A 619-nucleotide genomic window follows, 5' to 3' on the forward strand; every position below is an offset into this window, starting at 1 on the left:
ACGGTCGAGGGCCACCCCGTAAGGGGTCGGCCCTCGATTGCTTTTATGGGTCACCCCCCTAGTAGCTTTGTGTGTCTGGGCAAGCCCGTCGAACTCGGGCCCGCCGTATTGGAAGGATTGATCCGTGACTACAGGACCGCACGACGACGGCGGCTCCCGCAACCGCGACGACGACGAGCGCCGGGCCGGCCGCGGCCGGGAAGGTGACTCGGGCCGCGGTGGTCGATCCTCCGTCGAGCGTGGCGGCCACCGCGACGACCGTGGCGGCGACCGCGGTGGATTCCGTGGTGGTGACCGCGACCGCGGCGGGTTCCGCGGCCGCGACGACCGCGGTGGATCCGACCGGGGCGACCGGCCCGGTGGCGGCTTCCGCGGCGGTGACCGGGGCGACCGTGGTGGTTACCAGGGCGGTGACCGTGGCGGGTTCCGAGGTGGTGACCGTCCGCAGGGCGGCGGCTACCGGGGTGATCGTCCGCAGGGCGGCGGCTACCGGGGTGACCGTCCGCAGGGCGGCGGGTTCCGTGGTGGCGACCGTCCGCAGGGCGGCGGCTACCGGAGTGACCGTCCGCAGGGCGGCGGCTACCGGGGCGACCGTCCGCAGAGCGGTGGCTACCGGGGC

General features: G+C 74.3%; 1 pseudogene. It reads right to left on the minus strand.

What is annotated here, in order from left to right:
* Nucleotides 1–58: 58 nt before the first annotated feature.
* Nucleotides 59–619: pseudogene (locus Ari01nite_RS41870) on the minus strand (hypothetical protein); the annotation flags it as partial.

It is taken from the genome of Paractinoplanes rishiriensis (assembly GCF_016862375.1).
Taxonomy (GTDB): Bacteria; Actinomycetota; Actinomycetes; order Mycobacteriales; family Micromonosporaceae; genus Actinoplanes; species Actinoplanes rishiriensis.